Annotated in this window: 18 protein-coding genes; 6 read left to right on the forward strand and 12 right to left on the reverse strand. The window is 46.8% G+C overall.

What is annotated here, in order from left to right; all coding sequences use genetic code 11:
- Window positions 1–60 precede the first annotated feature (60 nt).
- The 4 genes from KXJ80_RS01670 to KXJ80_RS01685 all read right to left on the reverse strand — a co-directional run bounded on the left by KXJ80_RS01670 (window position 61) and on the right by KXJ80_RS01685 (window position 3,968).
- Window positions 61–1,089 carry a LacI family DNA-binding transcriptional regulator gene (locus tag KXJ80_RS01670; RefSeq protein ID WP_218737676.1) on the reverse strand — a complete coding sequence of 343 codons (1,029 nt, stop codon included), beginning with the start codon at window positions 1,087–1,089 and terminating at the stop codon, window positions 61–63.
- 88 nt (window positions 1,090–1,177) lie between these two features.
- Window positions 1,178–2,626 (reverse strand): MFS transporter, encoded by a 1,449-nt coding sequence (locus KXJ80_RS01675; RefSeq protein WP_218737677.1) that lies wholly within the window; start codon window positions 2,624–2,626, stop codon window positions 1,178–1,180.
- 24 nt (window positions 2,627–2,650) lie between these two features.
- Complete coding sequence (locus KXJ80_RS01680) at window positions 2,651–3,115, reverse strand: NlpC/P60 family protein (protein WP_218737678.1); 465 nt, start codon at window positions 3,113–3,115, stop codon at window positions 2,651–2,653.
- 115 nt (window positions 3,116–3,230) lie between these two features.
- Window positions 3,231–3,968 (reverse strand): sulfite exporter TauE/SafE family protein, encoded by a 738-nt coding sequence (locus tag KXJ80_RS01685; RefSeq protein WP_037416172.1) that lies wholly within the window; start codon window positions 3,966–3,968, stop codon window positions 3,231–3,233.
- A 133-nt stretch (window positions 3,969–4,101) separates the two neighbouring features.
- Between KXJ80_RS01685 and KXJ80_RS01690 the strand changes: the two genes are divergently transcribed.
- The 5 genes from KXJ80_RS01690 (at window position 4,102) to KXJ80_RS01710 (ending at window position 9,097) form a co-directional block, all read left to right on the forward strand.
- The gene (locus KXJ80_RS01690; protein WP_218737679.1) at window positions 4,102–5,028 is read left to right on the forward strand and encodes a pirin family protein; all 927 of its coding nucleotides are present in this window, start codon (window positions 4,102–4,104) and stop codon (window positions 5,026–5,028) included.
- A gap of 226 nt (window positions 5,029–5,254) precedes the next feature.
- Window positions 5,255–6,301 (forward strand): sensor histidine kinase, encoded by a 1,047-nt coding sequence (locus KXJ80_RS01695; protein ID WP_218737680.1) that lies wholly within the window; start codon window positions 5,255–5,257, stop codon window positions 6,299–6,301.
- Window positions 6,302–6,991: a response regulator transcription factor gene (locus KXJ80_RS01700; RefSeq protein ID WP_218737681.1), complete on the forward strand. Its 690-nt coding sequence runs from the start codon at window positions 6,302–6,304 to the stop codon at window positions 6,989–6,991.
- 44 nt (window positions 6,992–7,035) lie between these two features.
- Window positions 7,036–7,734, forward strand: coding sequence for a potassium channel family protein (locus KXJ80_RS01705; protein ID WP_218737682.1), 699 nt, complete (start codon window positions 7,036–7,038; stop codon window positions 7,732–7,734).
- 1 nt (window position 7,735) lies between these two features.
- Complete coding sequence (locus tag KXJ80_RS01710) at window positions 7,736–9,097, forward strand: TrkH family potassium uptake protein (protein ID WP_218737683.1); 1,362 nt, start codon at window positions 7,736–7,738, stop codon at window positions 9,095–9,097.
- Between the two features lie 36 nt (window positions 9,098–9,133).
- On the opposite strand, the gene KXJ80_RS01715 is transcribed toward KXJ80_RS01710, so the two are convergent.
- From KXJ80_RS01715 to KXJ80_RS01725, 3 genes are all read right to left on the reverse strand, one after another.
- On the reverse strand, window positions 9,134–10,213 hold the full coding sequence (locus KXJ80_RS01715) for a Fic family protein (RefSeq protein WP_218737684.1): 1,080 nt from the start codon (window positions 10,211–10,213) through the stop codon (window positions 9,134–9,136).
- A gap of 342 nt (window positions 10,214–10,555) precedes the next feature.
- The gene (locus KXJ80_RS01720) at window positions 10,556–11,086 is read right to left on the reverse strand and encodes a hypothetical protein (RefSeq protein ID WP_099457171.1); all 531 of its coding nucleotides are present in this window, start codon (window positions 11,084–11,086) and stop codon (window positions 10,556–10,558) included.
- Between the two features lie 326 nt (window positions 11,087–11,412).
- Window positions 11,413–11,733 (reverse strand): hypothetical protein, encoded by a 321-nt coding sequence (locus KXJ80_RS01725; protein WP_218737685.1) that lies wholly within the window; start codon window positions 11,731–11,733, stop codon window positions 11,413–11,415.
- A gap of 982 nt (window positions 11,734–12,715) precedes the next feature.
- Between KXJ80_RS01725 and ltrA the strand changes: the two genes are divergently transcribed.
- Window positions 12,716–14,188 carry a group II intron reverse transcriptase/maturase gene (gene ltrA / locus KXJ80_RS01730; protein WP_173243081.1) on the forward strand — a complete coding sequence of 491 codons (1,473 nt, stop codon included), beginning with the start codon at window positions 12,716–12,718 and terminating at the stop codon, window positions 14,186–14,188.
- 258 nt (window positions 14,189–14,446) lie between these two features.
- On the opposite strand, the gene KXJ80_RS01735 is transcribed toward ltrA, so the two are convergent.
- The 5 genes from KXJ80_RS01735 to KXJ80_RS01755 are packed head-to-tail and all read right to left on the reverse strand — an operon-like array spanning window position 14,447 to window position 20,435.
- A complete protein-coding gene (locus tag KXJ80_RS01735) occupies window positions 14,447–14,779 on the reverse strand; it encodes a DUF6488 family protein (protein ID WP_208660724.1) in 333 nt (110 codons plus the stop codon).
- Window positions 14,780–14,800: 21 nt separating this feature from the next.
- A complete protein-coding gene (locus KXJ80_RS01740; protein WP_208660726.1) occupies window positions 14,801–15,331 on the reverse strand; it encodes a hypothetical protein in 531 nt (176 codons plus the stop codon).
- Between the two features lie 19 nt (window positions 15,332–15,350).
- A complete protein-coding gene (locus tag KXJ80_RS01745) occupies window positions 15,351–16,046 on the reverse strand; it encodes a HupE/UreJ family protein (RefSeq protein ID WP_208660728.1) in 696 nt (231 codons plus the stop codon).
- Window positions 16,036–19,179 carry an efflux RND transporter permease subunit gene (locus KXJ80_RS01750; RefSeq protein ID WP_218737686.1) on the reverse strand — a complete coding sequence of 1,048 codons (3,144 nt, stop codon included), beginning with the start codon at window positions 19,177–19,179 and terminating at the stop codon, window positions 16,036–16,038. Before KXJ80_RS01750 ends, KXJ80_RS01745 begins: the two co-directional genes overlap by 11 nt.
- Window positions 19,180–19,190: 11 nt before the next feature.
- The gene (locus tag KXJ80_RS01755; RefSeq protein WP_218737687.1) at window positions 19,191–20,435 is read right to left on the reverse strand and encodes an efflux RND transporter periplasmic adaptor subunit; all 1,245 of its coding nucleotides are present in this window, start codon (window positions 20,433–20,435) and stop codon (window positions 19,191–19,193) included.
- Window positions 20,436–20,439 lie beyond the last annotated feature (4 nt).

Consider the following 20,439-nt stretch of genomic DNA (forward strand, 5'->3'; position numbering starts at 1 on the left):
ATACCAAACATAAAACAAAAGGCGCTTTAATAGCGCCTTTTGCATTTAAAAATCAATATATTAACAGCTTTTACCTAAACGTAATTCATACCCTAATACCTGAGCATGTACAGCATCGTCGATAAACATCTGCGCCGCCATTTGACCTTTTTGTTCAGAGTATTGATAAACCGTAGTCAGCGGAGGATTCGAGCGAGTCGCCTCATCAATACCATCAAACCCCACTACACGAATATCCTCAGGGATCGCTAATCCCATCGCCTGTGCCTCGCCCAGCACGCTAAGAGCAATTAAGTCACTCATGCATAAAAATACGTTGGGTCTTGGCGTTGAATTCAGCGCCTCCTTGGCTGCAATCCGCGCATATTCCGCATTACTTTCGGGAATATTCCAAATCCGATCATTGCCAAGGGTAATACCAGTTTCCTCAATTGCCTGTAAATATCCCTGCAACCTCTGGTGTGCAATCGACATATCGATTTCGAGCAAATTCAAATCGTAAACTCGGCAGGTTAAATGGGTATCGAGCAGTCTTAGCCCTAATATTGCAACCTGATCGGTAGGTGATTTTAATGCCAATTTTGCCACTTCATAGGCGGCTAACTTATTGTCAATGCTGACAGCGGCGTTGCGGTGGATATCAAAATCCACTGTAACCAGCTTCTTCTTAACCTGTTTCAATTGCTCGGCAAGCAAGGCATTACGGGGACGACCATAACAAATAAATCCATCCACAAAATCTGCCACCGCATTCACACTGTCAGAGCTGCCCGAAAACAGCAATAAGTTGAGTTTTTCCCGCTCCAATACCGAAGCCACCCCCTTCATAAACTTACTGGCGACAGGATCGGACACCATATATTCAACACTATCGGACAATACCAGCGCGACGGTATCAAATTTGCCCCTACGTAGGGACTGCGCCGCCTTGTTTGGGCCAAAGTAACCCAATTTAGAACAGGCGGCCAAAATTTCGTTGCGGCGTTTTTCCGATAGTTGATCGGGACGATTAAAAGCATTAGAAACAGTGGCGTTAGAGACACCTAGCTCGTTAGCTATGCTCTTTAAGGTCCAGTTTTTAGTTGTCATGCAGAATTCCTGGCAAAGAATGGGGTCACAGCGGAAGCTAACCTATCGCAAATACTACACAGCTTAAATCCGTCGTGCACCAACAAATCTACTCATGATCCCTAAGCGCTGTGGCGGGCGAGAGATACCCTACAATCGCAGAGCTGAGCGCCACCAAGGCCGCCGCGATAAAACCCCATTGGAAGGCGTGATGCACAACCTCAATGGGTAGCTTTTTTATCGCCGCAATCCCCACTTGCGCCCCTTCGAGCGGTAACAAGCTATATAGCAACAGGCTGAATAAGGCCGTACCAATTGCCGCGCCCATGGAGCGACACAAGGACACCATAGCGGTAATTTGGCTTAAACGCGCCTTGCCCGACACACTCTGCACAACTAACTGCACGCTGGGCATCACGGTTCCTAACCCTATGCCCACCAGCACACCTAATCCGCCAATAAGATCCGCATTGGGCGGGACTAAACCGATAGAGAGTAAACCGATAGAAGCCAGCCCCATCCCGAAGGTCGGCAACCATTTAGGTGCTACATCTCTGCTCAACAACCGGCCCGCAATAGTAGAACCTGTCACTATACCAAAGGTCATTGGTATCAGCAGCAAGCCAGTTTTGGCCGGATTGGTTTGCAGACCAACCTGTAAGTAAATGGGTAAAAAGAAGATCATCGCAAACAGACAGGCGGCAAACAGCGCAGCGGTTAATAGCGGCATATAAATGGCTTTGTTGGCGAGTAAATCCAGCGGCAAGAAAGGACTCTCACGCTGACGCTCCCACCACAACAGCAAGGCGGCACCCACAAAGATAAATCCCATAAAGCCTAAACTTGTGGCCGATAGCCAAACAAAGTCTTGCCCTGCCGCAGACAACCAATACAGCAGCGCCGTAATGATAGAAGGAAATAACAGCACGCCAAGCAAATCAAACCGACCCAGTCGTACAGGTTTAATACTCTGTTTATGCAAGCGATTAAGTCGCCAAACCGCCAGCATAGCCAAGGGAATATTCGCCCAAAATAACCAGTGCCAAGAATAGGCATGCACCACAAAACCACCAATCATTGGGCCGCCAACACTGGCGAGGGTAAACATAGCGGCAAAATAGCCCTGAAAACGCGCCCGTTGCCGTATCGGCACCAATTCCCCCACAAGGGATTGGGACAGACTCATTAGCCCGCCACCGCCGAGGCCTTGGAGAATCCTTCCGGCAATCATATGGTCCATCGTCCCAGCGCTGGCGGAGACAATTGAGCCTAACGCGAACACCGCCAAGGCAATCATCAAGATTTTGGCGCGGCCAAAGTTATCCCCCAGCCAGCCATAAATAGGCACACTGGCCGCCATTGCCAACATATAGCCGATAGTGATCCACGAGGCTTGCCTGAGGCCGCCAAGATCTTCCACTATGGCAGGGGTTGCGGTGGCGAGTAGGGTTTGATCGACCGCCGCCAAAAACATGGGTAAGAACACGGCGGAGAAAATCGCCAGAAAAACCGAAGTGGGTAGAGGCTCATGTTGGGACGAAGCAGATGCTGTAGTCATAGAGTCTCCACCTGTAATCAAGGCTTAAATTCGCCTTGCATTCCAATATTTTGATGCCCAATAGCTATTGAGTAGGCTCGAAATTTTTACCCCTTGGCTCGTCGAGACATGGAGGAAATTATTCCCGCCCACATAAATGCCGACATGGTGCGTGCTCCAGCCGGTTTTAAAGAACACTAAGTCCCCCTTACGCAGTTGGTCCCGCGCCACGGGTTTACCAAGTGCTTGCTGCTCCGCCACTGTACGCGGCAGAGTCATACCCAACATTTTTTGGTAAGCGACCGACACAAAGGCCGAGCAATCGATGCCTTTCTTGGTCGCGCCCCCCAAGCGATAAGGTACGCCGCGCCATTCGGAATGCAATTCGGCGATATTGCTATCGTTCCAAACGGAGACGGGTTCAACTTGCTTGACCACAGGCTTAGGTTCTGGCGCGCTCGCACAGGCACCAAGACCTAAGGCTAAGATAACTATCAGTAATCGTTTCATTAGCGTAAAACTCATCGCGGGCAATTCTTGCGTAATATCGGGTGCTATCAAAGCGATAACTAACATACCGTGAAAAAATCGATGGTAACAGCCTAAGCTAATCTCAAGCTTAAAACTATAACGCCGTCCACAATAAGCGAATACCCACCAGCACCATTAAAATCAAGATGATGCGTTTAAACAACCTATCGCTGATCTTATCTTGGATCGACAACCCCAGTTTTACCCCTAACCAAGCCAAAGGCGCAAGTAACAGAGAAATCAGAATGTTACCTTGGTTAATTTGCCCGAGCAGACTGTAGGGCACTAACTTAACCAGATTCACCACCGCAAAAAATACCACTGCCGTGGCTAAAAACTCTGGTTTGGCCAAACGTAACGGCAGCAAATAGGCATTGAGTGGCGGCCCGCCAGCATGGGCCACAAAGCTGGTAAAGCCTGCGGTTAAGCCGCAGAGTCGTCCCACCAAAGGTGAAGGGGTCGCTTGGGTTTTATCCCCTAAAACCAAGCCATAAAGACCAAACCCTAAGGACACACAGCCTAAAATCGCCCGTAAGTAATCTTCGTTTAATCGGTCGAACAACCAATAGGCTATACCTATGCCCACAATCGCCGCGGGTAAGAGGATCCATAATTGGCGTGGATTATGTTGGCCCCACCACGAACGAACACTTAAAAAATCCATATAAATCAGCAGTGGTAACATGATTGCCGCCGCAGTTGCTGGGCTTATGGCTAGCGCTAACAGGGGCACAGTCAAGCCACCGACGCCACCAGCAAAACCCGATTTAGAGATCCCAGTGATCAACACCGCAGGTATCGCCACCAACCAAAAAACAGGGTCTGTTAACATCCCTTATTCCTAATATTGCGTTAAAGTCATTAAGGTCGAGCGTGAGTAACAGAGCTTGAGGGCGATAACACGCCTCGCTGCACCAGCATAAATGTTAAATCTATCCGTGTCTAAATGAAGATAAGGAGTCGATATGAGTCAAATGCAAACGTCGCCGTTTTACGGCGGCCCAAGGGAATGCCCCGTCGAAGATGGGCGGATCCAAATCCAACATATAGCCTCCAAAATCGGTGATGTAGGCGGGATACCCGTAGCACGGGCGATTCCGCAAAAACCGCGTCGACTCATAGGCCCTTGGTGCTTTCTGGATCATATTGGCCCAGTCACCGACGGCCCCTTAATGAATGTGGGCGAGCATCCCCATATTGGCCTTCAAACCTTCACTTGGATGCTGGAGGGGGAAATCATGCACAGGGACAGCCTAGGCAGCACCCAAGTGATCCGCCCTAAGCAAGTCAATCTGATGACCGCAGGCCATGGTATCGCCCACACCGAAGAGTCCGTCGAAGGTCATCGTACTATGCATGCGGTGCAGCTATGGATTGCGCTACCGCTGGAACACAAAGACACAACCCCGAGGTTCGACCATTATCCCCAGCTGCCCACTTGGCAGGAGGCGGGCGCTGAATTCACCCTATTGATTGGTTCGTGGAAGGATAAACAAGCGCCCACACTGCACTTTTCACCGATCGTCGCGCTCGATATCTTCGCCACAGAGGCCACTCAACTAACACTTCGGCTCGATCCGCGATTTGAATATGGCCTAATGCCGCTTGAGGGCCGATTCGATATCGACGACGAATCCTTTGATAACAATAACCTCGCTTACCTTGGCATGCTGCGCGAGAGTATAACGCTCGACCTTCACCAAGGCGCACGTTTACTGCTGATTGGCGGCGCGCCCCTCGCCGACTCTGTCAGTATCTGGTGGAATTTTGTCGGCCACAGTAAGGAAGATATCGCCAGCGCCCAAGCCGATTGGGAGGCCAAGTCCCCACGTTTTGCCACTGTGTCGGGTTATAGTGGCAAACGCTTAATGCCGCCGCCCATCCCTTGGTAATCCGAGCAGTAATACGTTATCGCGAGGTAATCGAGCTAGACTACCTCGCTTAAGGCGGCGTTTGCAGCCACTATCTAATGTAAGTTAGCGAGCAAAACCGCCTGCCTGATGCAAATGCCAGATAACACCCACACGCCAAGCCGCAGAAAATTTTACGGATTTTTTACGCGCTATCCCCACAGGCCTTTGCTAGAGTAGCCTTAATTTCCGCAACGCCTTAGCCGTTATGACTTTTGCAAACACAGCCTCCATCAACCAATACTGGCGCACGCATCCCGCGATATTTACCGCCATGTTGTTAGTGGTAACGTTAATAACTAGCTATTTTATTGATGTATTTTCAGGATCAGCCATTGCCGTACTGCTTATCCTGCAATTAGCCGTGGTCGCCGTGGCCCTGCAATGCAGTGCCAACTATGCCTACTTTGTGGCCGTGTTTGGCGCTGTCAGCTTTAATTTTTTATTTACCACACCGCGCTATTCGTTGCAGATGTTCAACATCGAAGACATAGTCAATCTAAGCGTATTTTTGCTGGTCGCCCTTACTAGCAGCAAATTGGCCGAACATTACCGCCGCCAGCAGCATGCACTCGAACAGGCGCAGCTCAGAAATAGCATTTTGCTCTCTGTCTCCCACGATTTACGCACGCCACTTGCGACCATTATCGGCACCTTAACCACGCTGAAGGAATACCAAGCTAAGCTCAACCCAGAGCAAACCGAGGAGCTTATCGACTCGGCCGCCGCCGAGAGTCATCGCCTGCACCAATATATTGAAAATCTTTTGCAGGCCACTAAGTTACAACATGGCGCGCTCAAATTTAGCCTAGACGAAGCCAATCTACGCGAAGTGCTACAGCGCACTATCGCCCGCTTTCAAACCGCGCAACCTAGGATCAAAATTCATAGTGAACCAGAGCTACCGCCATTAATGATTTGCAGCTCTTTGATTGAACAGGCGATTTTTAATGTGCTCGATAATGCCCTGCATTATTCCCCCACCAACCAGCCTGTGATCGTAAGCCTCTATCGCCACCAAGATATGCTGCGTATCGATATTCAAGACCTAGGACAAGGCATAGCCCCATCTCAAAAGGAGGCAATTTTCGAACTGTTTTACCGCCAACATCCCTCTACCGATGGCGGCGCAGGATTGGGTCTACCTGTCGCCAAAGGGATTATTACTGCCCATAACGGGCGTATCAGCGCCGAAAGTGTTGCTCAAGGCAGCCTGATCCGCATCGCGTTACCGATAACGAAGGAAAGTGCATAAATGGCTTACAAGGTGTTAGTGGTGGATGATGAGCCACAAATCCATACCTTTATGCGGATCTCACTTGAGGCGGAAGGCTTTGAATACATAAGCGCCACCAGCATAGCCACGGCGCTCAAACAATACCAAAGCCACCAGCCACACCTTATCGTGCTCGACCTCGGCCTGCCCGATGGCGATGGCATCGAACTACTCCATGCGCTGCGCCAGCAAGATAAGACCCCAGTGTTGGTTTTAACCGCCCGCGATCAGGAGGAAGAAAAAATCCGCCTGCTCGAGGCCGGTGCTAACGATTATCTAAGTAAACCCTTTGGTATCAGGGAATTAATCGTGCGTATCAAGGTATTAGTCCGTGACCTTGTGGATACCTCAAGCACTATCGATATGCTGCAATTTGGCCCGCTCACTCTACAAAAGAGCAGCCATCAATGCTGGCTCAACCAACAGGAAATCGCCCTCACCAAAAAAGAGTTTGCCCTACTGGTTCAGTTAATGTCGCACCCTGGGCAATTGCTGAAACAGAGCGAACTGCTGCGCAATATCTGGGGCGAAACTCACCAAGAAGATAGTCACTATCTGCGGATTTTAGTCCGCCAACTGCGTAAAAAGCTCAACGACAGCGACGAACAACAACTGATCAAAACCGAGCCGGGTTTAGGGTATCGACTCACCGACCTCGGCCCGCCTTAGGCCAGTTCGCCTCTCTCTTTAGTTCAACCACAAAAGGATATGAAATGGCACATTTTACTGTCATCGGATTAGGCCGCTTCGGCGTTGCTGTAAGCAGAGAACTGATCCACTTAGGTCATACGGTTACGGGTGTCGACAATGACCACAAAGCTGTTGAAAAATATGTAGAAAGTCTTACTGAAGCGGTGATTTGCGACTGCGCCGATGAGGCGTCGCTGCGGGAACTCGATCTTACCAGTAGTGAAGTCGTGATTGTCGCTATCGGTTTTGATATGCAATCGAGCTTGCTCTGCACCCTAGCACTGAAAAATCTCGGCGTGCAAAATATTTGGGTTAAAGCCAGCAATAAAGCGCACCACACCATATTGTCTAAACTCGATGTCGCGCGAATTATTCACCCTGAAGAAGATATGGGGATCCGCGTCGCCCAGTCGCTAAACTACCCTATGGTGAATAACTTTCTCGCCATAGAAGATGGGCTCTATATTGTTGAAATCCATATTAAAGCCCATTTACATCAAGTCACAGTTGGCCAACTACTAGGGAGCCTACAAGAGAAAAACACCGATGAGCAAACCAATGTGCAACGCAGCCCTAAGGGCAAAGTCGCGCCGCTGATGATTAAGCGCGGGCAGAGCGTATTTAGCAAGATTGATAGTGACTTTATCCTACACACTGACGATGCCCTATTCCTCTGCGGTAGCCGTGCCGAGTTAAAACAGCTCGCACCAAGGTTGGTGTAAGGTGGTTCAATGGCATCCTTCGCTCACCCTAGAGCACACACCGAAAACCAGTAAAAAACTCTTTGGCGCGCCGCCCTTTATCTTAAGTGCAAGCTTTGCTCTGCTGATCCTCGTTGGCACTTGCTTGCTAAAACTACCCATCGCCACCGAGTCGCCCATTACTTGGCTGCAAAGCCTCTTTACCGTGACTTCGGCGGTGACAGTCACAGGGCTTGTGGTCGTCGATACTGGCAGTGTGTTCACGCCCTTTGGCCAAGTGATTATCGCGCTGCTCATTCAATGCGGCGGGCTAGGCTTGATGACCTTTGCCATAGTCACGCTAATAGCGCTGGGCGGTAAGATAGGTTTCTTACAACAAACGGTGGCGAAAGAAGCGTTTAATCAAACCGATACCTCCACCCTAGTCTCGACCGCTAAGGCCGTGCTGGTGTTTTCACTATTGGTTGAAGCCGTGGGAATGCTGATTTTATCCGTCTACTGGAGCGGCGAGCTTGGCTGGCAAACCAGCCTGTTTCATGGCTTCTTTTATACCATTAGCGCCTTTAATAACGCGGGTTTTGCCCTAAGCCCAGATAGCTTAATCCCCTATGTGGCAGACCCAGTTATCAACCTCACCATCACCGGCTTATTTATTGTGGGTGGCCTTGGCTTTTCGGTTTGGATTGACCTTAAACGCAATAAACGTTGGTCGAAACTCACCGTCTACAGCCGTATGATGATTACTGGCACCGTACTAATCAACGCCGTAGCCGTGATAGCCATTTACCTGATTGAGTACAACAACCCCAACACCCTCGCGCCCTTAAGCGAACTCGGCAAATGGTTGGCCTCTTGGTTTCAAGCCGTAACCCCGCGCACCGCAGGCTTTAACACCCTACCCATAGACCAACTCGAGGATGGTTCCACCCTATTGATTTTAGTGCTGATGTTTATCGGCGGCGGCTCCCTCAGTACCGCCAGCGGCATTAAAGTCGTGACCTTTATGGTGCTTATTCTCGCCACCTACGGCTATTTACGTCGCGATGAAGCAGTGTATGTGTTTAAGCGGGAAATCCCCAAAGACACCATTAGCAAGGCGCTCGCCCTGACGATGATCTCCATCGGCGTCACTTGGCTGGCAATATTCGCCCTCGTACTCACCGAAAACGCCCCGATAATGGATATCGCCTTCGAAGCCGTATCCGCCCTCGGCACCGTCGGGTTATCCCGCGGATTAACAGGTAATTTATCCAGTGCAGGCCAAGGGATTATCATCTTTATGATGTTTATGGGGCGCCTCGGCCCACTAATGTTGGCCTACTTCCTTGCCAACCCAAGGGTAAAGAAACTGCGCTATGCAGAAACCAAATTAGCGATTGGGTAAGTAAAACACTAAGGCGCACCGTAAAAAATAATTCGCTTAGCTATGAGCTATCAACAACCGACACAGTGGAGCATTAATGTAATAATTAGCACGCCCCACTTTTTGTTTCGTTAAGAAACCGTGCTCGACCAGCTGCTCTAAATATTTAGTGGCGGTAATGCGTGTCACACCCAATTCTTCGATTAGAAAGTCAATCTTGGTATAGGGATGATTAAACAAATTGTTTAGTAAATCTTGGCTATAGACTTTTGGAAGCTGCTCACGGATACCTTGTTTGACATCAGTCATCAAGGTTTTCATTTCGGTGATCAGCGAAATGGTATTTTGTGCTGTGTCGATAATGCCATCAAGCATAAATAGCAGCCACTGCTCCCAATTCCCTGAATCTCTTACCGCCTGCAATTTCGCATAATAATCAGGCTTATGCTGAATAATATAACGGCTTAAATACAGAACTGGCAGGTTAAGTAAATCTTTAATAACCAAGTACAAAATATTCAATATACGGCCAGTTCGACCATTACCGTCATAGAAGGGGTGAATACTTTCAAATTGATGATGAATAATTGCCATTTTTACCAACGGATCGGCATCACATTGCTCGTCATCGTTGATAAACAGAATCAGATTTTCCATAAGCTCAGCAATATCATCGGCATGCTGTGGTGGTGTATAGATCACTTCCCCAGTCCGCGCATTCTTAAGTTCCGTGCCAGGTAACTTCCGCAGTCCCGCATTGTTGTGCTCTAGATTTTGTTGTATCGCAAGAATATCGCTCAGACGGATCAATTTATTTTGCCGTGCAATATAGAACCCTTGCTTTAAAGCAAAGGCGTAATCTTGAACTTCTTTGGTTGAAGGATTATTAATAGCCTCTTCAAATAAGTTGGCCTTATAAAGCTCATCGTGCGTAGTGACGATATTCTCAACTTCAGAACTATCTTTTGCCTCTTGTAGAGCTAACGTATTGATTAAAATAGCTTCATTGGGAATGCTGGCTGCGACACCTTTAAGCTCTGCCAAGTAGCGATGTGCTTCGGCAGTTTTTTTGAGTACCGAACGGGTTTCCCACAGTTCAATGTTAGGAAGAGGAAGCAAAGCCAGTGAGTCTAACATAGATAAATTCCACTCTTTTTTATACTGAAGAGATTCAATATGTATAGTTTTCCTCAAAAATTATACATGATAGAGAAAACATGTATAGTTTTTCAAGTTTTCTATACATTACACCTAACTAGTTAGACTCAATGGCAAGAATGTTAAAAATGGTAGGATTACCGCAAAAGAGTCACGCAGCACAATACAGCTAACCAACTAATATACAAGAATTAACTAGAGGCTTTTCAGAGTTCTGCGAAGAAGCGGCATACAAACCTCCTTGTTTAATGCTTAACCAAACCAAGCATAATAGGAGGTTGACTTAAGTGCTATTAAGGATGGGTGTCCAGTTTTTCAGCCTCAAGTAAAGTTAAGCATAAATTCGTCCAAATCTTTTGCGATAGTATCTATCGTTTTCTTTTCTGACTGCCGAAGAACTGCTGCATGATAAGAAAATTTGTTACGCAATTGCTGAAAGTTCAATTGGTAGCTTTTCCCACTCAATATGGTTTCAATCGGATTATTGTAGCCTTTGAATAGACCGAGCAAACCAGACCTTTGGTCTAAACTACTTTTTATGGATGCAGCAACATTTACGACATCATGGTAATCATCACAAAACTGCCTTAGCATCGTCTCATAATTAAATTGACTAATTTGAAATTCATTTTCTAAAGCAACACGATTTTTTAATTCATTGATTTGGTCAAAAATAGAAGATAAACGTAAATAAATATTAGATACGTCGATCTGAGCTATTAATCCAATATTCCGTTTATAATTTTTTTCGTTTAAGTCAAAAGAGTTTGTTGGGTTTCTCATTTCTTCAAAAACACTCATTATTAGTTTTTTGAACAAATCTAATACGTAGTTCGGATCAGTTAGTTCCATAATCTTACCTAAAAAATAGAGTCACCCAAAGTAAAGCAATAACATAATTCACTTTCGATTTTCCGACAACACATCTGGCTAGAATGACTTCAATAAGTAACAAGAAAAGTAGCAAGGCTGCATTCGAGGTAAAGAATCGAGATAATAGCTTAGATAGTTACGATTGCCATTGCCGTAACTTTGACCGTTGGCGGCATGTATGCCGCCGTCGAGCCTATAGGGATACTTCTTGTAAAATAAAAAGGCGGCGTGTCACAGGGGAAATAGTGACAATGTATACAACGCCAACTTCCTTGAATTGTTATGTGCAGAAAACAAACTTAAATTTACGTATTCCACCGCGCTAACTGAGAATTTCCCAATATAAATTCGATCTCATTTTGCGACAGTACATTTGCATCTTCAGATTCAAGCACTTTAATATCTAAATGACATCCCATATTGGCACAAAAGAACTGTACTATTTTCAATCTAAAACTCGTGAGTTCATTTACTTCTAACTCTTTGCTTGCGCTACTTAGCAACTTGAGAGCATCAACTCTTATACGGACGTATTCTTCATCAACCCAATGTTCATCTGAGTCATCCTTAAAATTGTTATGACAAGCGTTTTCTAGTTCATTTAATTTTTCTAAATATTTCTTCAAACTTTATTGTTCCCAAACAGACTTGTGTAGTGACAATAATGTTTGCCCGTAAGAGCAAAATGAGACAATAAAGTTTGCCCGTAAGAGTCATAGCAAAATAATGTTTGATCAATTTTAAACTCACTCAGAGAAAAATACTTTATATTTAATATACTTAAGATGAGCAAGTAATAGTATTAGCAAAGTTATGACAACCAGATTACTTTACACAGACCACGCATATTCCTTGCTGATATGAACTAACACAGGCTTGCCATGGCGTTCCACTCCGACACGCAGTAAATTCCTCTTGAATGTTCGACCGCCCAATCCATGAAGCCGACAGTCGTGTAGCTAATCACCATGACTCACCCTTCTAGTATTGGCGTAGCCTATAAGTTTTAAAGAAATATGCAGCACGCTTTTGGGACGTGCGACGTGAAGTCGTATGAAGCGCTGTTCACCGCTCAACGAGTGAACCTTCTGTATCACCAGATGAACCTAGGAGCCTGAATAAAGTAGCGGCTCTGACAATGTAACGAAGATTAGTCTTTGACCAATCGGGATATAAACCGCGAGGGGATGATCCTCCTGATAACCACAAATCGGGTGAGTGCTAGGTAGTCAGTATGATGAATGTAAGTGAATCCGCGTAAGGTGCGTCATGCGATGAAACAGCGGAAGTGGTTAACACGCTGTAGCCAAAAGGCACGAGAGTCGGAAAGAGATTGTCCCATGCTCTTTCGTGATCATTGTACTCTCCGCACCATAGCGGGCATCTAACCTGACATTGCGCGACATACGGAACACGGTAAGCCTGTATCGCTCCCTCTGGGAAAGCCAATATAGCCGATGGCGGTGCAGGTATAGGATGTTGGAGAAAGCAAAGGCTGCATTGTAACGATGCAGATACAGACAACTGTCTGGCACGAAAGTGAGCCCACTTCCGACTGGTCTCCCGTTGCGAGAGAATTTGAAGAACTTTATTCAAGGTGAAACGCAAATGATGATTTCGCATGAAATCAGTGCCTCCCCTGACAGCAACCCGTGGAAATCCATTGACTGGAAGGCCGCTGAGTCGCTTGTATTAAAGCTTCAGATGCGTATTGCAAAGGCAACAAGAGAAGGTAAACAAGGCAAGGTGAAAGCCCTGCAATGGATACTGACTCACTCTCGCTCAGCAAAACTCCTTGCTGTTAAACGAGTGTCGAAAAACAAAGGCAGTAAGACGCCTGGAATAGACGGCATTATCTGGAACACAGATGCACGCCGCATGAAAGCAGTCAATCAATTGAGCAGAAAAGCTTATCAAGCCAAGCCGCTCAAGCGTATCTACATCCCTAAGAAAAACGGCAAGCTCAGACCTCTCGGTATCCCGTGCATGATAGACAGAGCGCAACAAGCACTCCACCTTCTTGCACTAGAGCCCGTGTCAGAAACACTTGCCGACCCTAACAGCTATGGGTTTAGACCAAACCGCAGTACTGCTGACGCTGTCGATCAGTGCTTTAAGTGTCTGGCTCTAAAGACATCAGCCCAATGGGTTCTCGAAGGTGATATCAAAGCCTGTTTTGACAAGATCGGTCATCAATGGCTTCTTGATAACATCGCCGTAGATAAGCGGATGTTGGAACAATGGTTAAAGTCTGGCTTTATGGATAAAGGGCTGTTTTATCGTACCGACGAGGGTACACCGCAAGGCGGGATCATCTCACCAACCTTGATGTTAATGACTCTTGCAGGCCTTGAGCAGCACATAAAATCCACCGCCCTCAAAAAGGGGACTAGAGCCAACTTTATTGGGTACGCCGACGATTTCGTCGTCACTTGTGCTTCAAAGGAAGTGCTGGAGAACGATATCAAACCGTTGATTACTGACTTCTTAGCAGAAAGAGGCTTAACACTATCCGAAGAGAAAACGCATATCACTCACATCAACGATGGCTTTGACTTTTTAGGTTTTAACCATAGGAAGTACAAAGGAAAACTGCTCATTAAACCGAGTAAATCCAATACGTTGATGTTCTTAAGTCATCTGCGTGAACTCATCAAAAAGCACGTAACCCTACCCGTGAACGATCTTATCAAACTGATAAATCCGAAACTTAGGGGATGGTCGAATTACTATCGACACTGCGTCGCGAAACAGGTGTTTGGATATGTAGGCCACAAGCTATTCCTTGCGTTATGGCACTGGGCTAAAAGGCGTCATCCAACCAAATCTAAAACTTGGATCGCCCTTAAATACTTCGTCAATCGAAAAGGCCAGTGGCAATTTCACGGTTGGCAGAAGCTCTTGGGTATGGATTGCCAGTTCAATCTCTTCCAAATAGCCAAAGTGCCTATCGAGAGACATGTGAAAATCCGAAGTTCAGCAACACCATTTGACCCTCAATACCAAGCATACTTGGCGAAGAGAAAGTCCAAAAGGCTAGCTCGCAGCTCTTGGAACGAACCTGCTCTGACTGCTTTATAAGTTGCTGGGTATCAAACGATGCTTTTGTGGAGGCTTGAGCCGTATGCAGTGAAAGTTGCACGTACGGTTCTTAGGGAGACGGCACTTGGTAACAAGTGTCGTCCACCCGACAAAACCTTGTTAGATTGTTAGCTCTAATTTGAGATTTTCGGATTACTAAATGTATGGCTAAGACCGAAATTTGATTAATGAAAGTAAATGGTGAACTGGGCTATTGCACTGTCTGTTAACCATGATATAGACAGTGCAATCTTGGAACTAGAACTTGTTCGTGTTTTTGACTTCTAAAAGCTCGCCGTTACTGGCTATTTTGAGAAAAACTTGTTTTTGAGTAGTTGGGTTAACGGCACTGACTATGTAGTAATTGCCTTCAAAGCTTACTATTGATAACTGTGCCTCAGGTAAGTCTTTCCATGTCCCCTCTAATTTACCAACCTCAAAACCAAAGTCTTTAAATGTCATTTGATTAAGCGATTTAGCTGCAACCTTTAAGGCACCTTGACCGCTGATCACTCCGTGATCCGCATGGGCTAATACATTGCCACTGATTAACGCTGTGCATAGGGTGAATACTGATAATAACTTTTTCATCGATGTCTCCAAATTTGCCAATTATTGTTTTAGACCAATGACTTCATATTGCCCTTTCACCTGTAACTGAACGGCAATAGGTTTATCTGTCTTGTTTTTCCAATACCAACCATGTGAACCCGCGAAAGGCGCAGTAAAGCTCCCTTTCATTTCGTTTGATGTCGCTATGGTATAACTCTCAAAATAGCCTGTGGTATCACCCTTAGGTTCACCATGGAGGTCAAAATACAAAGCATCGCCATCGGTAATCCATTCGTAGGTCATTTTGGCATACTGAGTCATGGCGAATTTATATTCGACACCACGACCCGCCGGAACCACCACTTCAATAGTTTGAAACTCTGTATTACTTGCTTGGGTTCCCGTCACCGCAACAGTTCCATCCGCTTCAGCTGCCTGGGCAATAGAAGTTAATCCCAGCTTTTGACCTACACCAGTAGGATCGATGTTGTACTCGGCTGGGAGAATAAAAGTGACCAGTGCAATGGCCGCCACTACCGTTGCCGATACGCTCGCTTTCACTAAGGTTTTTGTGCTTACAGTGTGTTGCATAATCTTCTCTAATAATCGTTTAGTTGACGAAATAACCTGTGAACTGATAACCCATCAGCATCATCCCTGCACTCATCAGTGCAGTGTTAGTAAGTGTTGAAAATCGTTGAAATGAAGGGAAATGACGCCAGGCATTTATCACAATCAAGATGATGGCCAGCGCTGCAAATTGTCCGATCTCCACCCCAATATTGAATGCCAATAAATTGGTAAACAGGCCTTCCGGTGACAACTCAAACTCCTGCAATTTAGTTGCCAGTCCAAATCCATGGAACAAGCCAAAGATCAACACCGCTATTTTGGTATTGGGTTGCCAATTAAAGCAGCGCTTAAATCCTCCTAAGTTATCAAAACCTTTATAGATCACCGATAAGCCAATAATGGCATCGATGAGATAGGCGTTAACTTGCACATCGGTCATGACACCAAGCAATAATGTGGTGCTGTGGCCAAGGGTAAACATGGTCACATACAACAGCACATCTTTGCTGCGGTACAAAAAGAAGATCACACCGACGAGAAACAGCAAGTGGTCGTAGCCCGTGATCATGTGCTTAGCCCCAATGTACAAAAAGGGGATAAATTGCACTCCTTGGTTTTGTTCTAAAAAGGCGCGAGTATTGTCATCAACCCCATGGGCTAGCACATCAATACTCACCAAACCTAATAATCCAACCATCAGCAACAAGCTGATGTTCAATAGCTTATTTGGCATCAGCAATCTCCATTACTTCTACTTCAGTCAAAATCGACTCCTTTTCTTTATGTAAAATGCGATATAACGCCGGAATAACAAACAGCGTTAACAGGGTTGATGAAATAATTCCCCCAATCACAACCGTTGCCAGCGGACGTTGAACTTCTGAACCGATACCGGTATTGAGTGCCATTGGAATAAACCCGAGTGAGGCCACTAGAGCCGTGGTTAACACTGGACGAAGCCTTGTTAGTGCCCCCTCAAAAATTGCCCTATCGAGCCCCATGCCTTCTTTACGTAATTCGCGAATAAATGACACCATGACGAGACCATTTAAAATCGCGATACCAGAGAGGGCGATAAAGCCCACTGCGGCTGAGATAGAAAAGGGAATATCCCGTAACAGTAATGCGGCAATCCCGCCCGTCAGGGCTAAGGGGACGCCGGTAAAGATAATCATCGCATCCTTAAAGGAGCTAAGGGCGAGGATCAGTAAACCGATAATCATCAACAGGGTCACAGGCACAACAATACTCAAGCGTTGCGATGCCGATTGTAATTTTTGATAGGTGCCACCGTACTCCACCCAATAACCTGCCGGAATAGCGACTCTATCCCCGATAACGTTTTGAATATCAGCGACAAAGCTACCTAAATCCCGTCCACGTACGTTGGCGGTAACCACCATGCGACGTTTCCCATTTTCACGGTTAATCTGATTAGCACCAGAAACCAATTCTAAGGACGCTAATTCCTGAAGCGGGATGCTATGCCCATCAGGCAGGGAAATCGGTAAATAACTTAAGCCATCCAGATTTTGCCTACGCGATTCACCCAGACGTACAACAATGTCTGAGCGAATATCTCCTTCATAGAATTTACTCGCCACAGTGCCGCCCATTGCAGTTGCCACCTGAGACTGCAACTCGGCAATACTTAAGCCATGCTGCATCAGCTGTTGACGCTTAGGAATGATATTCAGCATAGGCAAACCTGTGGTCTGCTCCACTTGGACATCGGCAATACCATCGACCTGAGCGATAGCCGCCTCGATTTGTGCACCAAGCGCTGTCAGCGTATCGAAATCATCACCAAACACCTTAATTGCAAGTTCCGCCCTGACCCCTGCAAGCAGCTCATTAAAGCGCATTTGAATCGGCTGTAAGAATTCATAGCGGTTGCCTGGGATAGGTTCAACCAGCACTGCCAACTCTTCTACGATTTGCTCCTTCGATTTATTGGGATTTGGCCACTGTTCACGAGGTTTTAGGATAATAAAGTTATCAGCCACACTCGGAGGCACCGCATCGGTCGCAACATCCGCAGTACCAATTTTGGCAAATACCCGTTCAACCTCTGGCATTTGCTTAATTTTATCTTCGAGGGTTTCTTGCAGGGCAATAGCCTGACTCAGTGAGGTACCTGGAATACGTAGGGCATGCATCGCAATATCCCCCTCATCCAAATTAGGGGCAAATTCACTGCCTAATTTTGTCGCTTGGTAACCAAAAACAGCGACCAACAACGTGGCAGCAATCACCACAACCCAGCGACCTTGAATCACCCAGTTTAACGCAGGGCGATACAAGGCGCCTGCACCACGGATAAGCGGGCTATGCTTCTCTTTCACTGGTTTTTTAAACAGCAAGGCAATGGTTGCTGGCACAAAAGTTACCGACAGCAACATGGCGCTTAATAGCGCAATCACTACCGTAATCGCCATTGGGTGGAACATTTTGCCTTCTACACCTTCTAGCGCAAAAATCGGCAAATAAACGGCGGTAATAATAAAGACACCAAATAATGCAGGGCGGATAACCTCTCGCGTGGCTTCAAAAACCAGTTCTAAACGTTCCTTTAGCGGTAAAGGATCGTCCCCCGCCTGACTCAATCGTCTCAGGCAGTTTTCAACAATAATGATCGCGCCATCCACTAACAGACCAAAATCGAGCGCCCCTAAACTCATCAAGTTAGCACTGACTCGGGTTTGTACCATGCCAGTAATCGTCATTAACATGGCAAAGGGGATCACCAGCGCGGTTAAAAATGCCGCTCTAAAATTCCCTAACAATACAAACAACACGACAATGACTAGCAACGCACCTTCTAATAGGTTGGTCTGCACCGTTTGTAGGGTTTTATCCACTAACTTAGTGCGATCATAAACCGCTGTGGCGACAATCCCTTCAGGCAGAGTCGCATTGATTTCTTTGAGCTTCTCACCCACAGCATGGGCAACGGTGCGACTATTCTCACCAATCAACATAAACACTGTGCTCATAACCACTTCACGACCATTTTGGGTCGCAGCACCGTTGCGTAGCCCCTGACCGTTTTCAATATCGGCCACATCTTTAATGGTTAGCGCACTGCCTTGCGTTGATTTAAGTGGGATATTGCCAATTGCGGCTATATCTTCGGCTTGGCCAGGCATTCTCAGTAACCACTGGGCACCGTTTTGCTCAATAAAGCCTGCACCTTGGTTCTGATTATTCTTTGCTATGGCATCGACAACATCGGCTTGGGTTAGGCCAAAGGCAAGCAATTTTTCCGGTTTGAAAGCGACTAAAATCTCACGCTCAAAGCCGCCGATAGGGTTGACTTCAACCACACCTGGCACACGCATAAGCTGCGGCCTGATCGTCCAATCATGTACCGTGCGTAAATCCATTGGCGTGATAGGCGTTCCATCGGCATGAGTGGCATCCGGCAATGCATCCACGGTAAACATAAAGATTTCACCTAAGCCGGTCGCAATCGGACCAAGCTGTGGTTCAAGCCCAAGCGGCAGTTCAGAACGTGCTGCCGATAAACGTTCATTGACTAATTGACGGGCAAAATAAACATCCGTCTCATCACTGAAAATAGCCACCACCTGCGATAAACCATAGCGCGATACTGAGCGGGTGTAGGTTAACCCTGGTAAGCCTGCTAATGCGGTTTCCAATGGAAAGGTGACTCGCTGCTCGATTTCAAGCGGCGTATATCCAGGCGCTTCAGTATTGATCATCACCTGCACATTAGTGATATCCGGTACGGCATCGATGGGTAATTTGGTGAAGTTCCAAATCCCCAAGCCTGCCACAGCGAATACCATCACCAACACTAGGAATTTGCGCTTTATCGAAAAGCGTAAAATCGATTCCAACATGGCTCAAACTCCTAGTGATCGTGTGAGGCGCCAGACTTTTCAATGTCGGCTTTTAAGATGTAGCTATTATCGGTCACGTATTCGGTGCCAGGTTTTAGGCCGCTAAGCACTTCAACCCATTCACTGTCTTGCCGGCCTAATTCCAGCATACGGACTTCGTATTGCTCACCAACTTTCGCAAACACGACGGTAAAATTACGAAACCCTTGTAACCCGCCCCTTTTCACCGCCAATGGCACCTCAATGGTTGCGACTACAATGCTGGCATTTACAAAACTGCCCGCAGTCAAAACCCCTTTAGGATCGGCAAGTTTGACCCATACAATACGGGCCTGATCGTCGCGGACCTCTGGCTCAATAAAGCTAATGGAACCTTGATAGGTTTCTTCCACACCCTCGACGTTGATGGTCACAGGTGCACCTAGACTGATGCTGTGATAATCACTCGGGTACACAGCAAGCTTTGCGATATAGTGACTGCTATCGGTCAGTGTCAACAACGGACGTCCTAGGGTTTGCTCGCCATTGTTGGTGAATAATTCCGACACCACCCCATCGGATGGCGCCTTTATTTGATAGGGTTTTAAGCTCTCATTACTTTCCACGGTCAATAGGGTTTGTCCCTTTTTCACCCTGTCACCCAGTCCAACATGTAACTGGGTAATTTCGCCATCAAAACGTGCTGCGATATTACGCTGCGCCCCGACAGGTAACGCCAATATGCCATAGGCTGGAATGGTTTGATGCAATGTGGCAGGGCCTGCAATACCAGTTTGAATCTCCATAGCACTGGCAACAGCCTGCTCGATAGTGGTACGGCCTTCAAAGTTGTCATACTGCCAACGGTATGTTTTACCTTGATATTTAGCCTCAATGGTGACCACAAACGAATGGGGTTCATAGATCTCCATATCACCACGGAGAAAATCCCCCTGCGCGTTAAAGCCAATGTCATCCACCACATTGCCTAAACGGGTCAATTTCACACTCAAATCGACGGTTTTAGGATCGAGCGGTTTTCCCTCAAAGCTCGTCCAAACACGGAACTCAGGAGGAACGCCCGTTTCAAAAATGGCGAGCTCTAAGGCAAAATCTCCCTCACGCAACATACGTCCACGATGCGAACCTTTTTCGGGCTCAGCTTGCTCGGCAACGGGCGCAGAGGATGCCATTAAAGGTGTAGAAGCGATGGCATTAATACCCAGACTGAGCAATATCGCCAAACTCAATGACGAAAATGTGTTGTTATTCTTCATAGGT

This window comes from Shewanella xiamenensis (assembly GCF_024971755.1).
In the GTDB taxonomy this organism is placed as follows: Bacteria; Pseudomonadota; Gammaproteobacteria; order Enterobacterales; family Shewanellaceae; genus Shewanella; species Shewanella xiamenensis.

Excerpts from the sequence above, each read along its gene's own strand:
- KXJ80_RS01735 (WP_208660724.1), bottom strand. The coding sequence starts at position 14,779 with ATGAAAAAGTTATTATCAGTATTCACCCTATGCACAGCGTTAATCAGT.
- KXJ80_RS01705 (WP_218737682.1), top strand. The coding sequence starts at position 7,036 with ATGGCACATTTTACTGTCATCGGATTAGGCCGCTTCGGCGTTGCTGTA.
- KXJ80_RS01690 (WP_218737679.1), top strand. The coding sequence starts at position 4,102 with ATGAGTCAAATGCAAACGTCGCCGTTTTACGGCGGCCCAAGGGAATGC.
- KXJ80_RS01685 (WP_037416172.1), bottom strand. The coding sequence starts at position 3,968 with ATGTTAACAGACCCTGTTTTTTGGTTGGTGGCGATACCTGCGGTGTTG.
- KXJ80_RS01670 (WP_218737676.1), bottom strand. The coding sequence starts at position 1,089 with ATGACAACTAAAAACTGGACCTTAAAGAGCATAGCTAACGAGCTAGGT.
- KXJ80_RS01755 (WP_218737687.1), bottom strand. The coding sequence starts at position 20,435 with ATGAAGAATAACAACACATTTTCGTCATTGAGTTTGGCGATATTGCTC.
- ltrA (WP_173243081.1), top strand. The coding sequence starts at position 12,716 with ATGATGATTTCGCATGAAATCAGTGCCTCCCCTGACAGCAACCCGTGG.
- KXJ80_RS01675 (WP_218737677.1), bottom strand. The coding sequence starts at position 2,626 with ATGACTACAGCATCTGCTTCGTCCCAACATGAGCCTCTACCCACTTCG.
- KXJ80_RS01715 (WP_218737684.1), bottom strand. The coding sequence starts at position 10,213 with ATGTTAGACTCACTGGCTTTGCTTCCTCTTCCTAACATTGAACTGTGG.
- KXJ80_RS01720 (WP_099457171.1), bottom strand. The coding sequence starts at position 11,086 with ATGGAACTAACTGATCCGAACTACGTATTAGATTTGTTCAAAAAACTA.
- KXJ80_RS01680 (WP_218737678.1), bottom strand. The coding sequence starts at position 3,115 with ATGAAACGATTACTGATAGTTATCTTAGCCTTAGGTCTTGGTGCCTGT.
- KXJ80_RS01745 (WP_208660728.1), bottom strand. The coding sequence starts at position 16,046 with ATGCCAAATAAGCTATTGAACATCAGCTTGTTGCTGATGGTTGGATTA.
- KXJ80_RS01700 (WP_218737681.1), top strand. The coding sequence starts at position 6,302 with ATGGCTTACAAGGTGTTAGTGGTGGATGATGAGCCACAAATCCATACC.
- KXJ80_RS01740 (WP_208660726.1), bottom strand. The coding sequence starts at position 15,331 with ATGCAACACACTGTAAGCACAAAAACCTTAGTGAAAGCGAGCGTATCG.
- KXJ80_RS01750 (WP_218737686.1), bottom strand. The coding sequence starts at position 19,179 with ATGTTGGAATCGATTTTACGCTTTTCGATAAAGCGCAAATTCCTAGTG.
- KXJ80_RS01695 (WP_218737680.1), top strand. The coding sequence starts at position 5,255 with ATGACTTTTGCAAACACAGCCTCCATCAACCAATACTGGCGCACGCAT.